Below are 24786 nucleotides of genomic sequence, written 5' to 3'. Positions count from 1 at the left end.
CAATGGCGAACGCTATAGAAGTAGAGAACCTCGTACTTCGGTACGGCAAGAACGTCGCGCTCGACGGGATCGACTTCACCGTTCCCGAGGGCACGGTGCTGGGTGTGCTCGGTCCCAACGGTGCCGGAAAGACCACGGCAGTGCGTATCCTCGCCACCTTGCTGCAAGCGACATCCGGGTCGGCCAGAATATTCGGGCTCGACGTCGCGACGCAGGCGAACGAGGTTCGCGGCACGATCGGACTGACCGGTCAGTTCGCGGCCGTGGACGAATACCTGACCGGGTACGAGAATCTCGAGATGGTCGGCCGACTGTTCGGCCTGCGCAAGGCGGAGGCCAAGAAGCGCGCCGACGAGCTACTCGTGCGCTTCGATCTGGAGTACGCACGCGATCGCACCGCCAAGCAGTACTCGGGCGGTATGCGTCGGCGACTCGACATCGCGGCCAGCCTGATCGGCCGACCACGGGTGGTGTTCCTCGACGAACCGACCACCGGACTCGATCCACGCAGCCGAATCACCATGTGGGAGTTCATCGCAGATCTCGTCCGAGACGGCACGACCATTCTGCTGACCACCCAGTACCTCGAGGAGGCCGACCGACTGGCCGATTCGATCATCGTGCTGAACAAGGGCAAGATCATCGCCCGCGGCACAGCGGACGAGCTCAAGGCCCAAACCGGCGGCGAGCGAGTCGAATTCGTGCTGACCGATCGGTCCCAGGCGGATCGAGCGATGCAGATTCTCGCTCCGATCGGCGTCGAACCGCCCACGCTCGACGATCAGGTGGGCCGGATCGTCATGCCCGTCAACGGGGGATCGAAGGACCTGTCCACGGCGCTGGCCCAGCTGGAGGAAAACGGAATCGGAGTCGTCGACGTCGGTCTGCGGCGGCCGAACCTCGACGATGTGTTCCTGAGTCTGACCGGTCAGACCACCGGCGAACCCGAGGCTGCGGAGGAAGAGAAATGAGCAACGTTCTCCTGGATTCGGCAATCATCACCAAGCGAAACCTGATCAAACTCAAGCGAGTTCCCGATCTGCTGTTCTTCGCAACGCTGTCGCCGATCATGTTCGTCCTGCTGTTCGCGTACGTCTTCGGCAGTGCGATCGACGTGCCCGGTATCGACTACAAGAGCTTCCTGATGGGCGGCATCTTCGTCCAGACGATGATCTTCGGTGCCTCCATCACCGGGTCCTCGTTGGCCGAGGATCTGCAGAAGGGCGTGATGGACCGGTTCCGGTCGTTGCCGATGGCGAGATCGGCCGTCGTCATCGGACGCACGGCAGCCGACGTCGGCAACAACATCGTCACCATCACGATCATGTCGATCACCGGACTGATCGTGGGCTGGCGCATCACGTCCTCGTTCTTCGACGCCCTGCTGGGCTATGTACTGCTGCTGTTGTTCGCGTACTCGATCTCGTGGGTGATGGCTCTGGTGGGACTGATCGTGCGTTCGCCGGAGATTTTCAACAACGCGTCGTTCATCGTGATCTTCCCGTTGACGTTCATCGCCAACACCTTCGTCCCCATCGACAATTTCCCCAGCGTGCTCAAGACGATCGCGGAGTGGAATCCGATCTCGTCGGTGACGTTGGCGGTGCGAGAGCAGTTCGGCAACACCAATCCGACGGCACCGCCGCCGGAGGTGTGGCCGCTGCAGAATCCCGTGCTGTACACCCTGATCTGGGTGGTGTTGATGCTCGTGGTGTTCGTGCCGCTGTCGGTACGCAAGTACCAGAAGACGATGACTGCCTGACATCCACGCAGACAAGCACCCCCGGTCGCTCGGCGACCGGGGGTGCTTCTTCGTCTTCGGTGAGAAGGCTTACGTGTGGTACGGCTCCGCGCTGACGAGCGTGACCTTCATGGTCTTGCCGTTGGGCAGCGTGTACTCGCGGGTGTCGCCGACCTTGGCGTCGATGAGCGATCCACCCAGCGGTGACGCGGGGGAGTACACCTCGAGCTTGTTGTCACGGGCACCCTCTTCGCGGGTGGCGATCAGGAACGTCTCGGTGTCGGACTCGTCGCCGTCGTAGTAGACCTTGACGACCGAGCCGGGCAGTGCGACACCGGACTGAGTGGGTGCCTCGCCGACCTTCGCGTTGTTGAGCAGTTCCTGCAGCTGACGGATACGTGCTTCCTGCTGGCCCTGCTCCTCGCGCGCAGCGTGGTAGCCGCCGTTCTCCTTCAGATCGCCCTCTTCGCGACGCTCGTTGATCTCGGCGGCGATGACGGGGCGATTGGAAATGAGCTGGTCGAGTTCGCTCTTGAGCCTGTCGTGTGATTCCTGGGTAAGCCAGGTCACCTGGGTCTCGGTCATCTCGATCACTCCCTCGTAGTCGGAATCTCGAGCTCGGATTCCGGTTTCTGAGCAGGTAGGGCACGCAACGAACAGGGGACTCCAATGGTTGGATCCCCTTGGTCGGCCCACATCCTGGAGCCGTCGTCATCGTTCGCAGGTGAACCCTGCCCGCAATGCAGCAATACACGGCACCTTCTGCGGTGGCCGTGTATGACCCGACCTTACCACGAACAGGCAGTTCGCCTATCGAGCTCGTAAATATTCGGGAACATCGAGGCTGCAGCCGTAGACGTCGCCGACGGCAGGGGCAGCCGACGTCGTCACCTCGGTGGTCATCTCCACGGTGGTGGACGACGACTCCGGTGGGATGTACACCTCGCGCCTGCCGGTCTCGGAGCCGTCGCGCGAGCGCGCGCGGACGATGCACACGGCCGGTTGCTCGGGATCCTGCCGAGTGACACTGAAACGGATCGACATCGTGGAGTCGTCGACGATGTCGAACGAGAGCTGACTGCCTTCGATGGGTTTGACCGAGAATTTGCTGTACGCGTAGTAGGCCACGCCCAGCCCGACCAGCAGGACCAGGGCCACGAGTGCGATCTTCGTCGCACGTTTCGGGGCCTGCCGAATTCCGCTGGGACCGGAACCCGACGGGTATCTACCTGCGGGAAGTGCGTTGGTCATGGCCGCTCTCGGGATCGATTCGGGGGTGCCGCTGGGGGCCTGTCGGCGTCAGATGGAACTATAGGGGCAGGCAAGAATCAGGCGAATCCGAGGTGAGGAAGAACGTGTCCGGACTGCGGCTCATGGCAGTACATGCCCATCCCGACGACGAATCCAGCAAAGGTGCTGCGACAACGGCTCGCTACGCGGCCGAAGGACACGATGTTCTGGTCGTCACCCTCACCGGTGGCGAGCGGGGAGACATCCTCAATCCGGCGATGGACATTCCTGGGGTGCACGAGCGCATCCACGAGGTTCGTCGTGAGGAGATGGCCGAGGCCGCTCGCGTTCTCGGCGTGCAGCAGACCTGGCTCGGTTTCGAGGACTCGGGGTTGCCCGAGGGCGATCCGCTCCCGCCTCTTCCCGACGGCTGTTTCGCGTTGGTCCCGTTGGAGGTCTCCACCGAGGCGCTGGTGAAGGTGGTGCGCGAGTTCAAGCCGCACGTCATCACCACGTACGACGAACGTGGCGGCTACCCGCATCCGGACCACATCCGGTGCCACGAGGTGTCGATGGCGGCGTGGGAGGCAGCGGGGGATCCCGAGCGCTTCCCCGACGCCGGTGAGCCCTGGACTCCGCTCAAGCTCTACTACTCGCACGGCTTCATTCGTAAGCGCATGCAGCTCTTTCACGATTGGTTCATCGACCGCGGCGAGGAAAGCCCGTTCGTCGACTGGCTGAAGCGATGGGACGGCCAACGCGACGAGATCATCGGCCGCATCACCACTCAGGTGACCGTCGGCGACTGGTTCGAGCAGCGCGACGACGCACTCCGAGCGCACGCGACGCAGATCGATCCCAACGGGTCCTTCTTCGCCGTTCCGCTGGACGTCCAGCGGAAGTTGTGGCCCACCGAGGAGTTCGAGCTGGCCCGCACTCGGGTCACGACGTCGCTGCCCGAGACGGACCTGTTCGCCGGAATAGAAGAGACCGACAAATGATCGTTTCGATCCTCGCCCAGCAGCCCACCGGTCCCGAATTCGGCAAGTCCTCGCCGATCGGGCTGGTGATCCTGGTCGCGCTGCTGGTCGGAACGGCGCTGCTGATCTGGTCCATGAACAAGAAGATCAAGCGTCTGCCCGCCACGTTCGAGAAAGAGGATCCGACGTTGGACCAGGCCCTCGACGAGGGCACCGATCGGGGCGGGATAGCGGATCCGCTTCCACCGGGACAGACTCGACCGAAACCCGCCGTTTCCGACGAGCCCTGATGCTCGACGCCAATGCCCTGGGTGAGTCCACCAGCCCGTATCTGAGGCAGCACGCGGACAACCCGGTGCACTGGCAGCAGTGGGGACCGCAGGCTCTGCAGTCCGCTCGCGATCGCGATGTTCCGATCCTGCTGTCGATCGGGTACTCGGCGTGCCATTGGTGCCATGTCATGGCCCACGAGTCGTTCGAGGACGAGGCGACCGCGGCACTGATGAACAAGCACTTCGTGTGCATCAAGGTCGATCGCGAGGAACGACCCGACCTCGATTCGGTGTACATGAACGCCACCGTCGCGATGACCGGCCACGGCGGCTGGCCGATGACGTGTTTCCTGACGCCGGACACCGAACCCTTCTACTGCGGTACCTACTACCCGCCGGCCCCGCGGCAGGGAATGCCGTCGTTCCAACAGTTGCTCACCGCGATCGCCGACACCTGGTCGACGCGGCGACAGGAGGTGTTCGACGCCTCCGCCGACATCGTCACCGAACTGCGCAAGCACAGCGCAGGCGTGCCCGCGGGCGGTCGCCCGATCGACGCCGACTCACTGGCGGCCTCGGTCTCTGCGATCTGCGCCGACGAGGACACCACGTACGGCGGCTTCGGCCGGGCACCGAAGTTCCCGCCCGGTGCATTGCTCGAAGGTCTGCTCCGGCACTACGAGCGCACCGGCGACACCCAGGTCCTCGGTGTCGTTCGCCGTACCGCGTCGGCGATGGCGCGCGGGGGTATGTACGACCAGCTGGGCGGGGGATTCGCGCGCTACTCGGTCGACGCCGAGTGGATCGTCCCGCACTTCGAGAAGATGCTCTACGACAATGCCCTGCTGTTGCGGTTCTACGCGCACGCAGCCCGTGTCGACGACGATGCGCTCGCCCGGCGGGTGGCGTCGGACACCGCGGAGTTCATGCTTCGCGAATTACGCACGGAGAACGGCTGTTTCGCGGCGGCACTCGATGCAGACACCGAAGGCGTCGAGGGTCTGACCTATGCGTGGACGCCGGAGCAACTGACCGAGACACTCGGCTTCGAGGACGGTGTCTGGGCAGCCGGGTTGTTCGCGGTCGACTCGGCAGGCACGTTCGAGGGCGGCATGTCGGTACTGCAGCTGCCCGCCGAACCCGAGGACTACGAGCGGTTCGCCCGGGTGCGCAGCACGTTGTCGGCCGCTCGCGCGACGCGGCCGCAACCCGGCCGCGACGACAAGGTCGTCACCGCGTGGAACGGTTTGGCGATCACCGCACTGGTCGAGGCCGGTACCGGGCTCGGGCAACCGCGATGGGTCGACGCGGCAGTCGAATGCGGCGAGCAGCTCTTCGCCACACACGTCGAGTCGGGGCGGGTACGGCGCGCCTCACTCGGCAGTGCAGTCGGTGAGGCCACCGGAGTGCTCGAGGACTACGCGTGCCTGGCCGTCGCTGCGGCCGCGCTGTTCCAGGCCACCGGAGACACGGTCTGGATCGAGCGCATGACGTCGATCGTCGATGCGGCGATCGACCACTTCGCCGACCCCGACGACGTCGGCGGGTGGTTCGACACCGCCGACGATGCCGAGACTCTCGTGACCCGGCCTCGTGACCCGATCGACGGGGCCACCCCGTCGGGCGCATCCACGATGGCCGAGGCGCTGCTCACCGCAGCTGCGTTGGTCGATCACAGTTCCTCGGCGCGCTACGGCGAGTTCGCGGCCGCGTCGTTGGCGCGGTCGGCCTCGATTCTCGAACGAGCGCCCAGGTCCGGTGGGCACTGGCTGGCCGTCGCAGAAGCGTCCGTTCGTGGCCCGATTCAGGTCGCGGTGTCTACGGCACCCGGCGGTGACCTGCTCTCGACCGTGCGGGCACTGGCTCCGGGTGGTTCGGTGGTGGTGGCAGGGGTGACGGATTCGTCGGTGCTGCTGACGGACCGTCCACCCGTCGACGGCCTCGAAACGGCATACGTGTGTCGTGGCTTCGTGTGCGACCGTCCTGTGACCTCTGCCGAAGAATTGCCGTTCGTATTGCAGAGGTGACCACGCTCGTCGATGCTTCGACGGAAGAACAGTACTGTGGCCGGGAGTTTCCTCGGCCTGGGGTGGTCGAACGTCTAGCAATGGATCGACGGTGTCATGAGTGAGGGTGTCATGAATGAGGGTGCGGTGCGTGCAGGCACCGTGCGCGAGGCGGTGACCGACGCGCAGCGCGCTGCTGTCGCCGATTTCGTGGCCGCGGTGCCGATGGCGGCCATGGTGCATTCGATGCACTACGAGGTGGTCGGGGCCAACATCCTGTGCGAGGGCGTGCTGGGGTGCACCGTGGACGAGATGGTGGGTCGCCCGGTGGCAGATTTTGTGCCGCTCGGGGATCGCGCGTCGGCGACGCGCATGGCGGTCCAGCTCGAGCAGCGCTACCCCGCCGCGGGCTCCACCGAACACGGTCGACCGATAGGAGCTCTGCGTCGAGTGCGACGCGGCGACGGGGAGGTCGTCTCGTGCTGGATGCATGTCGGGCTCTCGACGATCGCCGGGCGACGGTTCATCGTCGCACTGCTGGACCTGGTCAATCCCGTCGCCGACGACACCGTTCACTGGCGCGATCGCGCCGAGCGCGACGAACTGACCGGATTGCTGCGACGAGGTGCCCTGCTCGCCCACGTCGACGAATGGATTCTCGCGGACCTGCCGGTTGCCCTGGCCTTCGTCGACGTCGATCGGTTGAAGTCGATCAACGACGCGCACGGTCACCCGGCAGGTGACGCGATGCTCGAGGCAGCGGGTCGGCGACTGCAGCAGTGGTCGCCCCGCGGGAGCGTCGTCGGTCGATACGCGGGAGACGAATTCGTGTTCGCGGTGACGTTCGACCGGCCGAAGGGGCTCGACAGCACCGAACTCACGGAATCGGTGCGGTCGGCGATCTGCGGCGAGCCGGTGCCGTTCGGATCGAATCTGCTCGAGGTGTCGGTGAGCGTGGGCGTTGCGGTGCGTGAGCCTGGGGAGTCGAGAGACCGGCTGATTCAGCGCGCCGACGCGCTGATGTACGGAGACAAGGCAGCCCGAAGCAGCTGAGGGCGATCAGAACAGGACGAGCCACACGGCAACGAGGTGGCAGGTTGCCGCCAATACCGTTGCTGCGTGGAAGAACTCGTGGTGGCCGAAGGTCGTCGGCCACGGATTGGGCCACTTGGTGGCATACAGCACGGCCCCGACGCTGTAGAACACACCGCCCACGAGCAGCAACAGAAACGGTGCGTAGCCGACGTGGTCGATCAGCGTGGGTGCGACCGGGACGATCGCCCAGCCGAGGAGCAGGTACAGCGGTACCCCGACCCATCGGGGAGCGGTGGGCCACAACATCTTCAGGGCCACCCCGGCGAGGGCCCCGATCCACACGACGACGAGCAACGTGCGTCCGGTCGAGGCGGGTAGACCCAGCACGGCGAACGGGGTGTAGCTACCTGCGATGAACAGGAAGATCATCGAATGATCGGCGCGCTTCATCCAGATCTGCGACGCGCTGGTCTTCCAGTGCACGCGATGGTAGGTGGCACTGACCCCGAACACTCCGCAGACGGTGATCGAATACACGCTCACGGCCACACCCGCACTGACCGAGACCATGCTGAACGCGAGTGTGACGAGAGTGATCGCGCACACCACCGCCACGCCGAACGCGTACAGGTGAATCCAGCCGCGCATTCGAGGTTTGACGGGTATCTCGTCGAGCCCGAACATCGTCATGACGATTGCCTCCCGTGCCGCCGCGTGAACCTACGCCACCGTAGGTTCTGACGCTACTGTACCGGCGACCGGCTCGCAGACGTCGGCGTAAGGTGATCCTTCGTGGTGATGAGAGCAGCGGTGACGAAGCAGTGGTGATCATTCCGCAGAAGGTCCGCGGCGTTCTCTACAACGTGTACGAGCGGCGTCTGCTGAGCCAACTCGAAGGGGTTCAGCACCCGCGGCACGTGGCAGTGATGTGCGACGGCAATCGCCGCTGGGCGCGCGAGAACGGGTTCACCGACGTCGCGCACGGGCACCGTATGGGCGCACTGAAGATCGCCGAGATGCTCGGCTGGTGCGATGCCGCCGGAATCGAGATGGCCACCATCTATTTGCTCTCCACCGAGAACCTACGCCGAGACGCGGACGAACTGGATTCGTTGCTCGACATCATCACCGACGTCGTCGAGGAGATCTGCGGACCCGAGATGAACTGGGGCGTCAAACTCGTCGGCACCCTCGATCTGCTGCCCGCGTCGACCGCGCGTCGACTCAAAGAAGCGGCTGCGCTCACCGAGGGACGGTCGGGAACGCACGTCAACGTCGCCGTCGGATACGGCGGGCGGCAGGAAATCGCCGACGCCGTCCAGTCCCTGGTGACCGAGAAGATCGCCGAGGGCGTCAGTGGCGACGAACTCGTGGCCTCGATCAACGTCGACGAGATCGGTAGTCACCTCTACACCTCCGGCCAACCCGATCCGGATCTCGTGATCCGCACCTCGGGCGAACAGCGACTCTCCGGCTTCCTGCTGTGGCAGAGCGCGTACTCGGAGATCTGGTTCACCGAGGCCTACTGGCCCGAATTCCGACGCGTCGACTTCCTGCGCGCACTCCGCGACTTCGCGGCCAGGCACCGGCGCTTCGGTATCTGACGTACCCGGAACTTCTCGACCTGCCACGAAGTTCCACTCACGACCCGAAGCCACTACGTACTTGTGCTTGTACCGCTACGTAGACGATGGCGCGGTTGTCCCGGGGCTCGGAGAATTTCCGATCGTGGACTACAACGTGCTCGGACCCATGGTGGTGCGTGACGCGGCCGGCGTGAAGGCGCTCGGTGGGCTCAAGCAGCGGACCGTCTTGGCGGTGCTGCTCGTGGACGCGGGAAACGTCGTCGAGTTCGACCGATTGATCGATCTCGTCTGGAACGGCCGTCCGCCGGCCAAGGCTCTGACGTCACTGCGTGCCTACATGGCGAATCTGCGTCGGGTCCTGGGTGCGGAGAACGGCGCTCGGCTCGTCACGACGTCCTGGGGCTATCGGTTGGATCTGGGCAGTGACCGACTCGATCTGCGCCAGTTCGAGATGCTGGCCACGCGCGGCCGGGAGGCATTCGGTCGCGGCCGGTTCGCCGAGGCCGATGGTCAGTTCGGTCGTGCCCTTGCACTGTGGCGGGGCCCCGCGCTCGTAGAATTCGGTGATCTGGCCTTCGCCGTGGACGAGCGGGTACATCTCGACGAGGTGCACGCCGCGGTGTTGGAGTCGGTGTTCGAGGCCCGTCTGCAGCTCGGTCGACACGAGACGGTGATCGCCGAGATCGAGCGCGCGCTGCGGGCCGCCCCGTTGCGCGAACACCTGTGGGGTCAGCTGATGATCGCCCTCGACCGGTCGCATCGGACGGCCGAGGCCTTGGTCGCCTTTCGGCGGGCCGAGGCGATTCTGCGGACCGAACTCGGGGTGGCTCCGTCGCAGTACCTGCTCGACATCGAGACCTCGCTGTACACCGGCGGTTCGGTCAGTCGAGCAGTGAGCCTCGTAGCGATGTGAGTTCGGCGCGGGTGCTGATGCCCAGCTTTCCGAAGATGCGATTGAGGTGGGTCTCGACGGTGCGGATCGAAAGCACGACGGCGGCGGCGATATCGCGGTTGGACAGGCCGGATGCGGCGAGGGATGCGATCTGGCTTTCGCGTGCCGTCAGAACCGGGTCTCGTGTTCCGTTCAGCAGCGGCGTGCTGGGATGTCCGCAGCGCGCGGCCAGTACCCGGCCCTGCCGTCCCGCTGTTGCTGCGGCGCGAGGGCTACTGCGCAGCAACAGGTCTCGGGCATAGAAGTACATCTCGGCCGCGTGTAGATCGAGGCCGTGCTTTTCGGCGCTCGCGGCCACGGCCACCACCTGTTCGGTGACAGCGGTGTTCGGCGCGGACGATGCGGCGAGCACCTCGACCATGCGTACTTCGGTGCGGGCCAGGTCTCCTTCGATCAGACCTGCCAGCTGGTGGACGGGAGCCAGCGCGGCAGCGGCCGCTCCGCACCGAGCGGCATCGACGTAGGAGAACAGGGCGGGCAGGTGGTGGTCGATAGCGGCATGGGCCTCGGCCGAGGCGATGAGCAGCTCGCAGGCATCGTCGACGTCACCGCGGGCTGCGGCGGCCCAGCCGAGCGCCGCCAGACGCGTGCCGCGAGCACCGAACAACGCCGGCGAGGCAGGGTTGTCGAGGTCCGCGGCCTCGATGAGGGCCGACGCCTCCTCCGGTCGTCCGTCGAGCGCGAGGGCGCGGACCAGATCGCACGCCACCATCGGTTCCATCGATCGCTGGCCGAGTGTGCCCGCGAGCGTGTAGGCCTCCGAGCACCAGCGGATCGCCTCGGCCGCATGGCCCTGGGAGAGCAGTAGACCTCCGCGCGCCCACCCGAACCACGCCTGCTGCAGCGGTGAGAACTGTTCGACGGCTTCGTCGTACCGATAGCGAGCGAGGGACGTGGCCTCCTCGAAGTTGCCTGCGCACGCAATCGTGAAGCACCGCGTCAGATCCAGCACCGTCGCCGCCGGATTGTCGGGCTCGGGCTGCACCCGGGCGAGCGCGGAGAACGCGGTCGACAATCGGCCTGCGACGGTGGCCCCGGCGGCGACGGCGAAGCTGGCCGAGATCAGCGTCGCGCCGACGAGGTCGTCCATCAGAGGTTCGAGCAAGGCCGGCGAACCCGCCGTGTCTCCGATCGCATGCATCATCAGGCCTCGCTGCGCACGCAGCTGCGTGCGGATGGCGGGATCGACGACGGCATGTTCGGTACTGGAGTTCAGCGCCAGCGCCCGCGCCGGATCCGCCAGCCGCAGCACCATGTTGTCGGTACACGCGCGCACGGCCGTCGCGCGTCGAATGTCGTTGTCGGCCCCCCGAAGAAGCTCGTCGAGCCGCTGCTGTGCGGATTCGGTCATGCCGAGCTGGCTCTCCGCGGACGCGAGGACGAGCTGGGCATCGAACCCGCCGCCGGCCGCTGCAGCGGCGGAGGCCAGCTTGCGCGTCGTCTCCGGGGGTACGAAGCGCCACGACAACCGAGCCGCCTCCACCGCAGTCGGGGCATCGAGCGAGACGCCCGCATCGATACGAAGCAGTGCAGCGGTGACGCGTTCGCGGGGGCCGAGCCCGTCGGTCGAGGCGTCGAGGGCGTCGGCGACCGTCAGGCTCAGACGACGCCTGCGCAAAGTGGCCATGTCCTCGGTGCGCACCTGTGCGGTGATGGGCGTCGAGAACATCACCCGGTCGATGTTCTGTTCGGCGCGGATCGTCAGCACGCCCGCCGATTCGAGTTCCTCGATCAGACGCGGATCCATCACGGCGGCTGCGGCTCCGAACGCCAGCGAACCGGCCACGGCGACCATGTCGAGAGCGTCGTCGATTTCGGCAGCACCGGCGTAGTCGGCGAGCGCGATCACCTCGGCCAGATGATCACGCACCACATCGGCCAGACCGGCCGACACGGGCAGGGGAGCGGACAGGTGCCACACGTGGGACGTGACCGTCAACGCGCGGCGCTCGACCGCCGTTGCCACCAGATCTCTCAGCGCCACGAGGTTGCCGGAGGACAATGCGGTGACTGCGAACACTGCAGCGCTGTCGACTATTTCGCCGTTGCGACCGAGCATCGACTCGATCAGCGATCGGCACTGCTGCAGCGTGAGCGGCTCGAGATCGATGCGGTCGATCACGCCGTCCTTCCACAGGGCGTCGAGCACGGGGGTGCGGCGTCGACCCGCGCTGACACTGGCCAGCACGAACAGATCCTTCGATCCGACGCGACGTGCGAGAAGCTCGATGGTCGAATCGGCCAGCCATTGGGCGTCGTCGATGACCACGACGGTGCGTCGACCGCCGTGCGCGTCCGCCAGCGTGGCGGCCAGAGCTCGATCGGATTCGACGGGGACGAATCCGGTACCGGTCGGCATCACCGTCACCACTCGGTGGGGGTGCCATCCCAGTTTCACCAGCGACCGCACCGCCTCGGTCAACAGGCGAGTTCGGCCGACACCGGGCGCGGCCTTGACGGCCATGCCGCCGTACCTGCCGGCGGCATGCAGAATTCGCTGCAGCTCGCCGTCTCGACCGATCAGCGGAACCTCGCCGATCGACCGCTTTTCCACCGCCATCGATGGATTATGGTCTACAACTTACGAAGCCGCAGCCGGTTGATCGCGTGATCGTTGTCCTTACGCAGCACCATCGTCGCTCGCGGTCGCGTCGGCAGGATGTTCTCCACCAGATTCGGCAGGTTGATCGAATGCCACAGATCCTCGGCCGCGATCTGCGCGTGGTCGTCGGACAGGCCTGCATAGTGGTGGAAGTGCGAGGACGGATCGGTGAACGACGTCTTACGCAATGCGAGAAAGCGTTTGACGTACCAACTCTCGATGTCCTCGATCCGCGCGTCGACGTAGATCGAGAAGTCGAACAGATCCGAGACCATCAACCGCGGTCCGGTCTGTAATACGTTGAGCCCCTCCACGATCAGGATGTCGGGCTGCCGGACCATGTGGTACTGGCCCTTGACGATGTCGTACGAGACGTGCGAATAGACCGGTGCGCCGACCTCTTCGGTCCCGGACTTGACCTCGGTGACGAACCTGAGCAGCTTGCGCCGGTCGTAACTTTCGGGAAATCCCTTGCGGTGCAGTATGCCTCGACGCATGAGCTCGGCCGTCGGGTACAGGAATCCGTCGGTGGTGACCAGATCGACCCGCGGATGATGGTCCCATCGGGCCAGGAGTGCCTGCAGCACACGGGCCGTCGTCGACTTTCCGACGGCGACGCTCCCCGCGACCCCGATGACGAACGGGACCTGACGGTCGGGGTGCTTCTCCCCGAGGAACGTCGCGGTCGCGGCGAACAGTCGTTGCCGAGCCGCGACCTGGAGGTGAATCAGTCGTGCCAGTGGCAGATAGACCTCGGCCACCTCGTCGAGATCGATCTGTTCACCCAGACCACGCAGACCGACGAGCTCTTCCTCGGTCAGCACCAACGGCGTGGATTGACGTAGCGTGCGCCACTGCACACGGTCGAACTCGACGTACGGACTGGACTCGCTCACGCACAGCTCCGACCAGAGTCGTTCCGCAGGCTCCACTCGTGCCACGTCAGAGCTGCGGAGGGTTCGGCTGAGCTCCTGTCGAGCGCGAGTCGCATGGTTCCAGATTGTGCTCGGTGCCGGTCGATCGCGCACGGGCGGGGTCGTTCGCCGTACTAGGGTTCGGATATGGATGCTGCTTCCCTCGTTCGTGAATACCTGCTGCTGGGCCTGAGTTTCGACCGGCTCGAAGACGGATTCGTCGATGCATACACCGGCGATCCCGAGTTGCGTCGCATCACCGAGAACGCCCCCGCGCCCGAGCCGCGGGAGCTGATCCGTCGAGCACAGACTCTGCGTGCCGAGCTCGGCAACGTTGATCTGACACCCGAGCGCACGACGTTCCTCGACGTCCACCTGCGCGCGCTCGAATGCTCGGCGCGCAAGTTCGCCGGCGAGAACATCGGTTTCGTCGACGAGGTGTACGCCTACTTCGACGTCCGAATCGCCGCGGGCGATCAGGACCAGTACCTGCAGGCACACCGCAAGATGGACGAGGTTCTCTCCGGTCCCGGGTCGCTCGGCGAACGGTTGATCGCGCATCGCCGTGCCGACGTCGTTCCGGCCGACCGACTGCAGGACTGCGTCGAGGCGTTCTCGTCCGCGTTGCGCGACCGCGTTCGCGCCGAATACACGCTGCCCGACACCGAGAAGGTCACCTACGAGGTCGTCGGAGACAAGCCCTGGTCGGGATTCAACTACTACCTCGGCGACTACCGGTCCACCGTCGCGATCAACTCCGACATCGAGCAGCAGATGGCCAATCTGCCACACCTGATCGCGCACGAGTCCTACCCGGGCCACCACACCGAGCACTGCCGCAAGGAGACCGGGTTGGTCGGCGCAGGCCAACTGGAGCAAACGCTGTTCCTGGTCAACACCCCGCAGTGTCTGATGGCCGAGGGCCTGGCCGATCACGCGCTCGGGGCCGTTGTCGGCGAAGGCTGGGGTCTGTGGGCGCAGGAGATCTACGCCGACCTGGGACTGCGATTCGACGGCGAGAAGGCCGAGCGTCTCTCGGCTGCGTCGAGCCAGTTGCTCGGGGTGCGGCAGGACGCCGCGCTGCTGCTGCACGATCAGCACAAGAGCGAGGACGACGTGGCTGCCTACCTGGAGCGATGGTCGTTGGCATCGCCGCAGCGCGCCCGGCACAGCTTGCGCTTTCTGTCCTCCCCGCTGTGGCGGGCGTACATCAGCACCTACGTCGAGGGTTACAAGCTGCTCGCCGGCTGGTTGGACCGAGGTGAGACGGCCGGTGAGCGCGCGCAACTGTTCGGCAGGCTGCTCGACGAGCCACTGACACCCGGTGCACTACGCGTCTCGTAAACTGGGCGAGCCCCCTTACTCTGCTGTCCCTTGGAGACTCCTGTTATGACTGACGTCAACAACCTGTCACTGGCCGAACTCGATCCCGAGGTCGCCGAGGCGATGGCCGGTGAGCTGGGTCGTCAGCGCGACACGCTGGAGATGATCGCCTCCGAGAACTTCGTCCCGCGCGCGGTGCTGCAGGCCCAGGGCAGCGTCTTGACCAACAAGTACGCCGAGGGGTACCCCGGCCGCCGCTACTACGGCGGCTGCGAACACGTCGACATCGTCGAGGATCTCGCGCGCAACCGCGCCAAGGAACTCTTCGGTGCCGAGTTCGCGAACGTGCAGCCGCACGCAGGCGCGCAGGCCAACGCGGCCGTGCTGATGGCACTGATCAACCCGGGCGACAAGATCATGGGCCTCGACCTGGCGCACGGTGGCCACCTCACCCACGGCATGAAGCTCAACTTCTCGGGCAAGCTCTACGAGGTCGAGTCCTACGGGGTGTCGAAGGAAGACCACCGGATCGACATGGACGAGGTGCGCAAGCAGGCCATCGCCGCCAAGCCGCAGGTGCTCATCGCCGGCTGGTCCGCCTACCCGCGCCACCAGGACTTCGCTGCGTTCCGCTCCATCGCCGACGAAGTGGGCGCACTGCTCTGGGTCGACATGGCGCACTTCGCCGGACTCGTCGCCGCAGGTGTGCACCCCTCGCCCGTGCCGTACGCAGACGTCGTCTCCTCCACCGTGCACAAGACCCTCGGTGGACCGCGTTCCGGCATCATCCTGGCCAAGAAGGAATGGGCCAAGAAGCTCAACTCCGCAGTGTTCCCCGGTCAGCAGGGCGGGCCGCTGATGCACGCCATCGCCGCCAAGGCAGTCGCCTTCAAGATCGCTGCGACGCCCGAGTTCAAGGAACGCCAGGAGCGCACCCTGCTCGGTGCATCGCTGCTCGCCGAGCGTCTCACCGGTGCCGACGTCGCAGACAAGGGCATCTCCGTCCTCACCGGCGGCACCGACGTGCACCTCGCGCTCGTCGACCTGCGCAACTCCGAGCTCGACGGCCAGCAGGCCGAGGACCTCCTGCACGAGGTCGGCATCACCGTCAACCGCAACGCAGTGCCCTTCGACCCGCGCCCGCCGATGGTCACCTCCGGCCTGCGCATCGGCACCGGCGCACTGGCCACCCGAGGATTCGGCGAAGCCGAGTTCACCGAGGTCGCCGACATCATCGGAACCGCCCTGGCCACCGGCGAGGCCAGCGATTCCCTCAAGGACCGCGTGGTGAAACTGGCACAGAGCAAGCCACTGTACGAGGGCCTCGAAGACTGGGGATTGCTCGGCTGATCGACGCGCCCACCCCGCCCGCGTCAATGGACCATTGCACCGCTCAGACGTGTGCAGTGGTCCATTCACGCATCACCCCGGTCCGCGTCAATGGACCATTGCACCGCCCAGACGTGTGCAGTGGTCCATTGACCCATCCGCGTCGGATCGATGTGGCTTTCAGTCGATCTGAGTGCAACGAAGTCGCACTGATTCACCCGGGGGAGGGCATTTTCGATACCGGTCGCCCGGTGACCAGGGTCGATGTCGACGTAACGCGTTGTTCACCGACACGCCAGACTTCCAGCGAGCCGATACCGGATTTCGGCGGTACCGTCGGCAGTAACAGGCAGCGGGGAAGCTACCTGTGCGGGAGGTTCTGATACGTGACTGAGCTAGTGAGCGCGAGAGGGCCGGTACCCGGTCCTCGTGTCACCTGACACATCGGACCCGACCGGCCGAGCGACAGAGTTTGCGCGGTGCCGCGCAGACGTAGGAGCCCCACGTGACCACTTCACGCTCCGTTTCCGCCCCTCTTCGGACATTCGTGCTCGATACCTCGGTCCTGCTCTCGGATCCGTGGGCAGTCATCCGGTTCGCCGAGCACAATGTGGTACTTCCGTTGATCGTGATCAGCGAGTTGGAGGGCAAACGCCACCATCACGAATTGGGATGGTTCGCGCGGGAATCCTTGCGCATGCTCGACGACCTGCGAGTCGAGTTCGGCCGACTCGACCAGCCGGTTCCCATCGGAACATCCGGTGGCACACTGCAAGTCGAGCTCAATCACACCGATCCTTCGGTGCTTCCCGTCGGGTTTCGCACCGACTCCAACGATTCTCGAATCCTCGCCTGCGCCCTGAATCTGGCGGCCGAGGGCAAGGATGTGGTGTTGGTCAGTAAAGACATCCCGCTGCGCGTCAAGGCCGGTGCCGTCGGTCTTCCCGCCGACGAGTACCACGCTCACGACGTCGTGCCGTCCGGTTGGACCGGTATGACCGAGCTCGATGTGCCGTCCGATGCGGTCGACACACTGTTCAACGACGGCGTCATCGACCTGGCGGAGGCGCGAGACCTGCCGTGCCACACAGGAGTTCGACTGCTTGCCGGACGGCAGAGTGCGCTGGGGCGCGTCACGCCCGACAAGCAGATCCAACTCGTGCGCGGTGAGCGAGAGGCGTTCGGCCTGCACGGTCGCTCGGCAGAACAGCGAGTGGCGCTGGATCTTCTGCTCGACGAGAGCATCGGCATCGTCTCGCTCGGTGGAAAGGCCGGCACCGGTAAGTCCGCTCTGGCGCTGACTGCCGGACTCGAGGCCGTCCTCGAACGACGCTCGCATCGGAAAGTCGTTGTCTTCCGGCCGCTCTACGCCGTCGGCGGTCAGGAGCTCGGCTATCTCCCCGGTAGCGAGAGCGAGAAGATGGGCCCCTGGGGACAGGCGGTCTTCGACACCCTCGAAGGGCTCGCGAGCCCGGAGGTGATGGAGGAGGTCATCGCCCGCGGAATGCTGGAAGTGTTGCCGCTGACGCACATTCGCGGCCGATCGCTGCACGATTCCTTCGTGATCGTCGACGAAGCACAGTCACTCGAGCGCAACGTCCTGCTGACGGTACTGTCCCGACTGGGTTCGGGCTCACGGGTCGTACTCACCCACGACGTCGCTCAGCGAGACAACCTGCGAGTCGGACGACACGACGGCGTTGCCGCAGTGATCGAAAAGCTCAAGGGGCACCCACTTTTTGCGCACATCACCCTCACTCGCAGCGAGCGTTCACCGATCGCTGCACTGGTGACGGAGATGCTCGAAGAATTCGGGCCGTCGGGAGCCTGACCCCCCTCGTGAGCGTGGAGCCTGCGGGTCGTTCCGTAGGCTCCACTCTTGCCTGCCTCGTAGTCCACCACGAGGTTCCGCTCACAAGGGTCACCGGCCGACTGCGGCCCGGAATGCTCCTCGTGCAACACCTTTCAGGAAGTCGACAGTGTCGAAATAGTCCCGCCACACGGCTATTCTGCCGTCGCGCAGCTCGAAGGTTCCGCACACCCAGAACTCGATCCGAAGCCGACGCCAGATCAGCACATCTGTGCGCTCGGTGAGAACGATGTTTCCGTCGGCCGCGATGTTGTGCACGATCACGTCGAAGCCGAACGCAGGCTTGGCGAGCATCGCCATGAACCTGCCCACGTTCGAGGTGCCGCGCACCTTCGGTAATCCGACGTTGTGCCAGACGATGTCGTCGTCGAGGAGCGACATCGCGCGATCGGTGTCTCGACTTCGCAATGCGTCGAACAGATCCATCACGGTCTCGGTTGCCTGCTGTGTCTCGGTCATTTGGTGAACCGCCCCAATCCATCGCCGTCGAAGAACTCGAGCGTCAGCGTATTCGCGTTGAACGTCGCCTGGGAAATGGTTCCGTCCGGTGCGTTCTCGCCCGTCGGCTCGAACGTGAACGTGTCACCGTCCCAGGGCGTCAACTCGTACGACGTCGAGTTCGGTCCGAGGGACAACACCAACTCGCCGTTGACCTCCGCCACCGTCGCCGGCCCCCAGTAGCTGTTCTGGTACACCCCAACGTACGACGCGAGAGGTTGTGGCGCAGTGGGATTCGTGGGAGCGGTCTTGCCTGCGAGCTCGCCTTCCGGTTCGCTCATGCCGGCGAAGGCATTCTTGTACAGCGTTCGCCAGTCCTCCCGCACCTCACCGAACTGAACGAGGTCGGCGAACTCGGCAGTGACCGTTTCGGCGATGCCGAGGGGTGCGGCATTGGTCAGTACGACGATGGCGACGTCGAGCGAAGGAATCCAGACGAAGTTGGTGCCCGCTCCCAGAGCGAACGCTCCCGAATGACTCACCGTCGTGCGGCCGGCCGCACTGGTGGAGACGTTGAATCCGAAGCCGTAGTAGCCGGCGCGTGAGTCCGGTGTCGCCGACGGGCTCGACACGATCTGCGCGCTGACGGCGGGCAGAAGGGCGTCGGGATCGACGAGCTCTCGTCCGTCGTGGGTGCCGTCGGCGACGAGCATCGTCAGCCACTTCGCGAGATCGTTCACCGAGGAGCTGACGCCACCGGCCGGGGTCTGTGGATCGGGTTCCCGCTGATACTTCGCCTGATACTCGCCGTCGACCAGTACATGGGGTACGGCCCGATCGGCCCGCGACATGTAGTCCGCGAACGACGAGCTGGTCGAGGTCATGCCGAGCGGGCCGTAGATCGTGTCCTGGCTGAGGGTGTCCCAGTCCTTGCCCGACGCCGCAGCGACGGCTTCGGCCGCGGCCGTGATCCCGAAGTTGGTGTAGTGGTACGTGGAGCGGAACGGGTCGAGGGGCACCTCCCGAAGGCGTTCGAGAATTTGGCGCCGGTCGTAGCCGAGGTCCTCGAGCAGATCGCCTTCGTGCTCGGGCAGCCCGCTTCGATGCGCGTAGAAGTCGCCGACCGTGACGTTCTCGGTCACCCACGGATCGTCGAGCGCGAACCACGGCAACTGCGAGACCACCGGCGTCGACCAGTCGACCACGCCCGCTCCCACCTGGGACGCGATGACCGTCGCACCGACCGATTTGGACAGCGAGGCCAACTGGAACACCGAGTCGCCGTCGACCGGATCGTCCTTGCCCACTTCGCGGACGCCGAAGCCCTTCGAGTAGACGACGTCCGAGCCGTGCACGACGGCAATGGCCATACCGGGGATGTTCGACGACGCCATCAGCTCCTCGGCGATGCCGTCGAGCTTGCCGACCGCCTCGTCGATTCGGCCGGTCGGAACATCGACGCCCGCGACCTGACCGGGGGAGAGGCCGCTGGGCGGGGCGGGCTCGGATGTCGGTGGACTGTCTGCGGTCGGTGCGTCGTTCGAGCACCCGACCAGCACGACCATCGAGCACACAACAGCAAGACACAGCAAATTTCGACCCGACCGCATCATGAGGAGTCCTCACTTCGATGACTGGATGCACCTGAGAATAGACCTGCAACGACCTGGTGTTAGGAGAATTCACAATGGTCAGGGGCACGACGTCGGGCGCTCAGGTGTAGGCGCTACGGTTACCGCATGTCTACGAACCTGTCCGACGGTGATCTGCTGGTCCGTTTGGAGCCCGCGGTCGAAGAGAATCTACGACGCCACATCGAGGCTGCCAGCGACTGGCATCCCCACGATCTCGCGCCGTTCGACGAGGGCAAGAACTTCGCGTTCCTCGGCGGCGAGGACTGGACGCCGGAGCAGTCGCACCTCAGCGATGTCGAAATCCTGTCCGCCACGGTCGGCGTGTTGGTGGCCGACAACCTGCCCGCGTACCACCGCGAACTGGCCCACGCGCTCACCGGCCTCGGAGCCTGGTGGAAGTGGACCGGCCGGTGGACGTCGGAGGAGAACCGGCAGTCGATCGTGCTGCGCAATTTCCTGGTGCTCACCCGCGCAGTCGATCCGGTCGCCCTAGAGCGCGTCCGGATGGAGCACATGACGCTCGGATACGACGCCCCCAGCCAGCATCTGCTCGACATCCTCGCGCATTTCGCCATCGAGGAAGCCGCAGCCTCACTGCGTAACCGCAACACCATCGCCCTCGGCAAGGACCCGGTACTCGCCACCATCCTCGGCCGGATCGCCGACGACGACGCGCTGCAGTCGGCATTCTTCGCCAGCATCCTCGACGAGGCCTTCGCCGTGGTGCCCGACCAGGCCGCCCGCGCCATCGCGGACCGGATCAACGGGTTCAAGATTCCCGAGGTCGACCTTCCCGACCGGGGCAGCAGCACCGCCGCGCTCGCCGAAGCCGGAATCTACGACGCCGATCAGGAACGCGACAAGGTGTTCAAGCCGCTGCTCGCAGGCTGGAAGATCTTCGACCGCACCGATCTGGGCGAGGACGGGCTGAAGGCACGCGAGGAACTCGCTCACCTGGCCTGAGGTTCGGCCCCTTTCGAAAGCGTGAATGGTCCATTGCACTGCACTGGACCCCGTAGGTTGGACCGTTAATTGAAATCCTAGGCCGCGAGGGCCTGGGCTCGGTATCGCACCGGGCTCAGGCCGTCGAGACGTAGCGAGATGCGGTCATTGTTGAACCAGCCGATGTAGTCCTCGATCGCGGTGTGCAAGGCGTCGAGGTTCAGGTATCGGACGTGATGGAACATCTCTTCTTTGAGGTGACCGAAGAAGTTTTCGATGATCGCATTGTCGTAGCATTGACCGGCTAATAATTGGTGCTGCTCCGCCGATGGCGAGGTGAATGGTTCATCGGTTTCGAGGGCTGAGTCGTCGGAGTCGTTCTTCGTGTGCGGTGACAGTGGTCGCGAGTGTTTCGACGATGCTGCGAAGTTGTGCGACTTCGGTGGCCAGGCCCGTGAGGGTGCGGGCGTCGGTCTGTCGCGTTCGGTGATCGTCGATGACCGCGCGGAGTTCGCGGTTGCGATAGAGCGTGGCTCGTGCGATCTGCGCCGCTTCGGCCACGGCGGTGAAAGTGACCGGTGTTCCGGTGGTGGTGAGATCGCTGCAGACTTGTTCGACGCGCCGCAGGTGGTCTCGTGTCATGCGGTGTCCGATCGGGAGATGAGTGTGTCAAGTCGTGCGACGAGTGCATGGTGCCGTTCTGCCTCGGCGATCCAGCCCCGTTTTTCTGCGTCGGCGGCGAGGTCGGCAGCGTCGAGTCGTTGAGCGGCGAGCACGCCGAGATGCTTTGTGTCGGTGTGGAAGCTGGGGCAGTGCTCGCAGATGTTGGCATAGGGACACGACCCTTGCGCGGGAGCGCGGAGGCAGTAGCCGCCGGCCAACCGTGATTTGATCAGCGGGGTTTCTTTCCATTCGCCGCTGCTGATGTCGGTCAGTGGAAGTTGCGCTGTGTTGGTGGGCATCGGCCCGATGTGACTCTTCGCGAGGTCGAGTGCGCGTTCGTATTCGGTGCGGACGGTGCTGTCGAAGAGGTGCGCGTAGCGCAAACTCATCTGGGTCGAGACGTGCCCGAGCAGCGCCATGAGCGCCTGGAGGGAGACGCCGGCGTTGATCAGTGCGGTGGCGTAGGTGTGCCGCAGCTGGTGCGGGGTGATGTGCCCAAGACCGGCGATGTCGGCTGCGCGGTTCAGTTCTGCTCGTACTGCGTTCTGGGACAGTCGTTTGCCGTGGTGGGTGAACAGGAAGTCTGCTGGTGCACCGGTGCGGGGGTGGGTCATTGGCCGGCCGGGTGAGCGGGTGACGGTGATGCGATCGACGAGGGTGGTCACTTCGTCGTCGAGGGGCACCATGCGTTCGGAGTCGAGCTTTCCCAGTGGAACCTTCAGCCAGGATCCTTGCCCGGGGATCTCGTGAACGCAGTTGAGTTCGAGGTCGAGTAGTTCACCGATCCGGAGTCCGCAGGCGCGTTGGATCAGGAGTGCGTCGGCCGCGAGTCGGTAGGGTGAATCCGAGAGTGCGGCACCGAGTTTGCGGTCCGCGTCGACGGGAATGTACCGCGGCAGGAGCCGTTGTTGCCGGGGGAGGTCGTCGCGGAAGATCAGACGACGCGACGGAACGTCTTCCCAGCCCCATTCGGTGATCTCGGCGAAGAAGTTGCCGACAGCGTGCACTCGTCTGATGCGGTCGGCGACAGTGATCGGTGCCCCGGTCACCGAGTTGACGGTGGTGGTCAGCGAGGTGAGGAACGGTTCGATGTGTCGGCGACGGTCCAACGAGTGCAGCGAGGTGATGTCGGGGTCGACGGTGGCGAGGTAGCGGCCGAAATGCGCGAGCCGGGTCGCGAGGCTGCTGACCGTTCTCGCGGCGCAGGTGGCGCGTTTGCGCTCGAGGTAGGCCACGAACGCCGGCCGCAGAGCTGCCGGGACGTCGACCATGCGTTGCTCGAGGGTCGACGCGATCAGCGGTGGCGGGGCCGGGGAGTCGACGACACCGAGGTGGAAGAGGATCTGGCGGGCACCATGCATGGTGTTGTAGTAGTGCTTGGCGCCTCGCCCGGTGGTGCGTTCTCGTTCGTCGCAGGCACGCAGCAGATCCTGCAGGTCTTGTTCGGTCAGTTTTGCCAGCGGCCGACCGGTCTCGATGAGCACTCGGGCGATGATCTGCGATCCGATCGCGGACGAGACACGTTTCGAGAACCCGAGTTCTGTTGCGGCAGCGATGAACTGTGAGAGATCGGGTTGCAGGGCGCTGTCGGTGAGTTCGTGCCAGAGGCTGGACAGTTTGCGGTGCACGAGGTAGTCGTACCCCGGGCGCAGTCGCCTGCTGACCATGAGGAACGTGATGAACGGCCTCGTGGATCCGTTCGCCGACAACTTCTCCCCGAGCGGCACGGCAGTCCACGCGGTGACGTTCGGCCACCGACGCAGAAACGACCGGGCAGCCTGGGTGTAGGCGGTGTTGCCGCGTTTGCGACGGTGCAGGTGCTCCAGATAGGCAGCGTAGATCGCCTCGGGAGCTTCAGGTTCGGGTGCGTAGTCGGGTGCGAGCTGCATCGAATTCCGCCTTGACGTGCGCCGGAGCGAGATGGATGTATCGGGCGGTGGTGTCGACGTGCGCATGTCCGAGCAGTGCTTGCATCACTGCCAGATCCACACCGGCTTCGGCCATGGCGGTGCCGAAGGTATGACGAAGTGCGTGAGGGTGCCCGGCGAGAACTCCAGACTTGATCCGGTGGTAGCGGAAGACAGTGCGCAGTCCCGCGGGCGTCAGCGACTGGCCTCTATTCGGGCCCTTCGCGACGAGAAACAAACGTGCACAATCTGATTCGGGGCGTTCGAGCAACAGGTAAGTCTGGATCAGTCCCGCAACCTCAATATCGAGAGGGACGCGCCGCTCCTTCCCGCCTTTGCCGAGCACCCGCACCCACCTGGTACCGATATCGATGTCGGTCACATCGAGAGTCAACACTTCTCCGGATCTCAAGCCGGACAACAACATCAGTCCCGCGATGGCTCGATCACGCCAGGTCCTCAGGCTCGACAGCAGATCAGCGGTCTCGCGGCGATCGAGCGCTCTGGGCAGCATCCGCTGTTGACGCAGGCGCAGCTCTGACCGCTTCTTCGGCCTGATCAGATGCCCGAGCAGGGCATTGCGTTCCTCGGCGCTCACCCGCCGAGCCTCGCGGCCACTGGGAATGGGGCTGTGCAGCTCCGGCTCACGCATCGAACGGAACGCGAACATACCGCTCAGGGCCGCGAGCCGATGATTGATGGTCGTGGCGGAGTATCGATCGAGCCGTCGACCGGTCATCGACAACACGTTCGCGGGCCGACCCTCGATCGGGGTGAGGCGGCAGAACCGCATGAAGTCCAATACCGTCTCGACCGTGACGGCGGCGAGTTCGAGGTCCTGCGAGACGAGCCAGCGGCAGAACGCCAGCAGGTCGTAGCCGTAGGCACGGACGGTGCGCGGTGAATAATTACGGTCCGCAAGGTAGGCGAGGTACTCGTTGGCCAACGAAAATCTGCCGGCATCGGTGCCGGACAGCTTCCAGGCGGCGTCGGTGCCCGGTTCCAGACGCAGCATGTGCTGGTTGGTCATGAGACAGGTGTAGCCCCAACGACATCACCAATCAAGCGTTACCTGCCCCGGCGTGTCGATTCGAAGGTTACGGTTCGGTGTATTAGCCGGTCAACAGGCAGTTCGCTTTGCGGGACATCGACTGGATCGCTCCCGCATCGGCCAGCAACCGACGCCACGAGAAGTGCTGATAGTGAAATCCCTGATCGGAGTGCACAATTGGACACTCCTGTTCACCGAGGGTGTCCAATGCTGCCTGCAGGGAACGGTTGGTGAACTCCGTCGTCGGAGACCGACCGATCGAATACGAGATGATCTGGCGATCGAACAAGTCCATCACCGGCGACAGATAC

Annotated in this window: 24 protein-coding genes; 12 read left to right on the top strand and 12 right to left on the bottom strand. The window is 65.0% G+C overall.

Annotated features, from left to right (window positions below):
- Positions 1-2: 2 nt before the first annotated feature.
- Both ABZ677_RS00120 and ABZ677_RS00115 read left to right on the top strand, forming a co-directional pair.
- Positions 3-971, top strand: a complete 969-nt coding sequence (locus ABZ677_RS00120) for a daunorubicin resistance protein DrrA family ABC transporter ATP-binding protein (RefSeq protein ID WP_037191373.1) — start codon at positions 3-5, stop codon at positions 969-971.
- Positions 968-1762 (top strand): ABC transporter permease, encoded by a 795-nt coding sequence (locus ABZ677_RS00115; RefSeq protein ID WP_037191376.1) that lies wholly within the window; start codon positions 968-970, stop codon positions 1760-1762. The genes ABZ677_RS00120 and ABZ677_RS00115 overlap by 4 nt, the downstream gene beginning before the upstream one ends.
- Before the next feature lie 69 nt (positions 1763-1831).
- Here the strand turns inward: ABZ677_RS00115 and greA are convergent, their stop codons facing one another.
- Positions 1832-2326: a transcription elongation factor GreA gene (gene greA, locus ABZ677_RS00110; protein WP_032394210.1), complete on the bottom strand. Its 495-nt coding sequence runs from the start codon at positions 2324-2326 to the stop codon at positions 1832-1834.
- 225 nt (positions 2327-2551) lie between these two features.
- Complete coding sequence (locus ABZ677_RS00105; protein WP_358366168.1) at positions 2552-2992, bottom strand: DUF4307 domain-containing protein; 441 nt, start codon at positions 2990-2992, stop codon at positions 2552-2554.
- Between the two features lie 104 nt (positions 2993-3096).
- Here ABZ677_RS00105 and mca point away from each other — a divergent pair, with 104 nt between their 5' ends.
- The 4 genes from mca (at position 3097) to ABZ677_RS00085 (ending at position 7282) form a co-directional block, all read left to right on the top strand.
- Positions 3097-3972: a mycothiol conjugate amidase Mca gene (gene mca / locus ABZ677_RS00100; protein ID WP_176460389.1), complete on the top strand. Its 876-nt coding sequence runs from the start codon at positions 3097-3099 to the stop codon at positions 3970-3972.
- Positions 3969-4241: a hypothetical protein gene (locus tag ABZ677_RS00095; RefSeq protein WP_037191381.1), complete on the top strand. Its 273-nt coding sequence runs from the start codon at positions 3969-3971 to the stop codon at positions 4239-4241. Before mca ends, ABZ677_RS00095 begins: the two co-directional genes overlap by 4 nt.
- A complete protein-coding gene (locus ABZ677_RS00090) occupies positions 4241-6250 on the top strand; it encodes a thioredoxin domain-containing protein (protein WP_358366167.1) in 2010 nt (669 codons plus the stop codon). The genes ABZ677_RS00095 and ABZ677_RS00090 overlap by 1 nt, the downstream gene beginning before the upstream one ends.
- A 96-nt stretch (positions 6251-6346) precedes the next feature.
- Positions 6347-7282, top strand: a complete 936-nt coding sequence (locus ABZ677_RS00085) for a GGDEF domain-containing protein (RefSeq protein ID WP_358366166.1) — start codon at positions 6347-6349, stop codon at positions 7280-7282.
- A gap of 6 nt (positions 7283-7288) precedes the next feature.
- Here the strand turns inward: ABZ677_RS00085 and ABZ677_RS00080 are convergent, their stop codons facing one another.
- Positions 7289-7954: a hemolysin III family protein gene (locus tag ABZ677_RS00080; protein ID WP_358366165.1), complete on the bottom strand. Its 666-nt coding sequence runs from the start codon at positions 7952-7954 to the stop codon at positions 7289-7291.
- A 131-nt stretch (positions 7955-8085) separates the two neighbouring features.
- Here ABZ677_RS00080 and ABZ677_RS00075 point away from each other — a divergent pair, with 131 nt between their 5' ends.
- Both ABZ677_RS00075 and ABZ677_RS00070 read left to right on the top strand, forming a co-directional pair.
- Positions 8086-8868, top strand: coding sequence for an isoprenyl transferase (locus ABZ677_RS00075; protein ID WP_037191390.1), 783 nt, complete (start codon positions 8086-8088; stop codon positions 8866-8868).
- A 124-nt stretch (positions 8869-8992) separates the two neighbouring features.
- Complete coding sequence (locus tag ABZ677_RS00070; protein ID WP_358366164.1) at positions 8993-9763, top strand: AfsR/SARP family transcriptional regulator; 771 nt, start codon at positions 8993-8995, stop codon at positions 9761-9763.
- On the opposite strand, the gene ABZ677_RS00065 is transcribed toward ABZ677_RS00070, so the two are convergent.
- Both ABZ677_RS00065 and coaA read right to left on the bottom strand, forming a co-directional pair.
- On the bottom strand, positions 9732-12362 hold the full coding sequence (locus ABZ677_RS00065) for a LuxR C-terminal-related transcriptional regulator (protein WP_358366163.1): 2631 nt from the start codon (positions 12360-12362) through the stop codon (positions 9732-9734). The two genes, ABZ677_RS00070 and ABZ677_RS00065, sit on opposite strands and share 32 nt — an antisense overlap.
- 14 nt (positions 12363-12376) lie before the next feature.
- Complete coding sequence (gene coaA, locus ABZ677_RS00060; RefSeq protein WP_256986416.1) at positions 12377-13306, bottom strand: type I pantothenate kinase; 930 nt, start codon at positions 13304-13306, stop codon at positions 12377-12379.
- A gap of 159 nt (positions 13307-13465) precedes the next feature.
- Between coaA and ABZ677_RS00055 the strand changes: the two genes are divergently transcribed.
- The 3 genes from ABZ677_RS00055 to ABZ677_RS00045 all read left to right on the top strand — a co-directional run bounded on the left by ABZ677_RS00055 (position 13466) and on the right by ABZ677_RS00045 (position 17801).
- On the top strand, positions 13466-14662 hold the full coding sequence (locus ABZ677_RS00055) for a DUF885 domain-containing protein (RefSeq protein ID WP_358366162.1): 1197 nt from the start codon (positions 13466-13468) through the stop codon (positions 14660-14662).
- A 45-nt stretch (positions 14663-14707) separates the two neighbouring features.
- Entirely contained in the window at positions 14708-15991 is a 1284-nt protein-coding gene (gene glyA / locus ABZ677_RS00050) for a serine hydroxymethyltransferase (RefSeq protein ID WP_094633915.1), read from the top strand.
- A gap of 484 nt (positions 15992-16475) precedes the next feature.
- Positions 16476-17801, top strand: a complete 1326-nt coding sequence (locus ABZ677_RS00045; RefSeq protein WP_170945933.1) for a PhoH family protein — start codon at positions 16476-16478, stop codon at positions 17799-17801.
- Between the two features lie 90 nt (positions 17802-17891).
- Here the strand turns inward: ABZ677_RS00045 and ABZ677_RS00040 are convergent, their stop codons facing one another.
- Complete coding sequence (locus ABZ677_RS00040) at positions 17892-18299, bottom strand: limonene-1,2-epoxide hydrolase family protein (protein ID WP_358366161.1); 408 nt, start codon at positions 18297-18299, stop codon at positions 17892-17894.
- Positions 18296-19843, bottom strand: coding sequence for a serine hydrolase (locus tag ABZ677_RS00035; RefSeq protein ID WP_358366492.1), 1548 nt, complete (start codon positions 19841-19843; stop codon positions 18296-18298). The genes ABZ677_RS00040 and ABZ677_RS00035 overlap by 4 nt, the downstream gene beginning before the upstream one ends.
- A 174-nt stretch (positions 19844-20017) precedes the next feature.
- On the opposite strand from ABZ677_RS00035, the gene ABZ677_RS00030 reads away from it, so the two are divergent.
- Positions 20018-20875 (top strand): acyl-ACP desaturase, encoded by an 858-nt coding sequence (locus ABZ677_RS00030; protein ID WP_068052840.1) that lies wholly within the window; start codon positions 20018-20020, stop codon positions 20873-20875.
- 77 nt (positions 20876-20952) lie between these two features.
- Here the strand turns inward: ABZ677_RS00030 and ABZ677_RS00025 are convergent, their stop codons facing one another.
- From ABZ677_RS00025 to ABZ677_RS00005, 5 genes are all read right to left on the bottom strand, one after another.
- On the bottom strand, positions 20953-21132 hold the full coding sequence (locus ABZ677_RS00025; RefSeq protein WP_358366490.1) for an integrase core domain-containing protein: 180 nt from the start codon (positions 21130-21132) through the stop codon (positions 20953-20955).
- Between the two features lie 67 nt (positions 21133-21199).
- On the bottom strand, positions 21200-21496 hold the full coding sequence (locus ABZ677_RS00020; RefSeq protein ID WP_358366160.1) for a hypothetical protein: 297 nt from the start codon (positions 21494-21496) through the stop codon (positions 21200-21202).
- A complete protein-coding gene (locus ABZ677_RS00015; RefSeq protein WP_358366159.1) occupies positions 21493-23406 on the bottom strand; it encodes a tyrosine-type recombinase/integrase in 1914 nt (637 codons plus the stop codon). The genes ABZ677_RS00020 and ABZ677_RS00015 overlap by 4 nt, the downstream gene beginning before the upstream one ends.
- The gene (locus ABZ677_RS00010; RefSeq protein ID WP_358366158.1) at positions 23372-24454 is read right to left on the bottom strand and encodes a tyrosine-type recombinase/integrase; all 1083 of its coding nucleotides are present in this window, start codon (positions 24452-24454) and stop codon (positions 23372-23374) included. Before ABZ677_RS00010 ends, ABZ677_RS00015 begins: the two co-directional genes overlap by 35 nt.
- Before the next feature lie 82 nt (positions 24455-24536).
- On the bottom strand, positions 24537-24786 hold a 250-nt coding region (locus ABZ677_RS00005; protein ID WP_358366157.1), incomplete at its 5' end, for a DDE-type integrase/transposase/recombinase.

The sequence above is a fragment of the Rhodococcus sp. NPDC006774 genome (assembly GCF_040636045.1).
Classification (GTDB): domain Bacteria; phylum Actinomycetota; class Actinomycetes; order Mycobacteriales; family Mycobacteriaceae; genus Rhodococcoides.
Note: the sequence above shows the minus strand (reverse complement) of the source record. Positions and strands in the feature narration are given on the sequence as shown.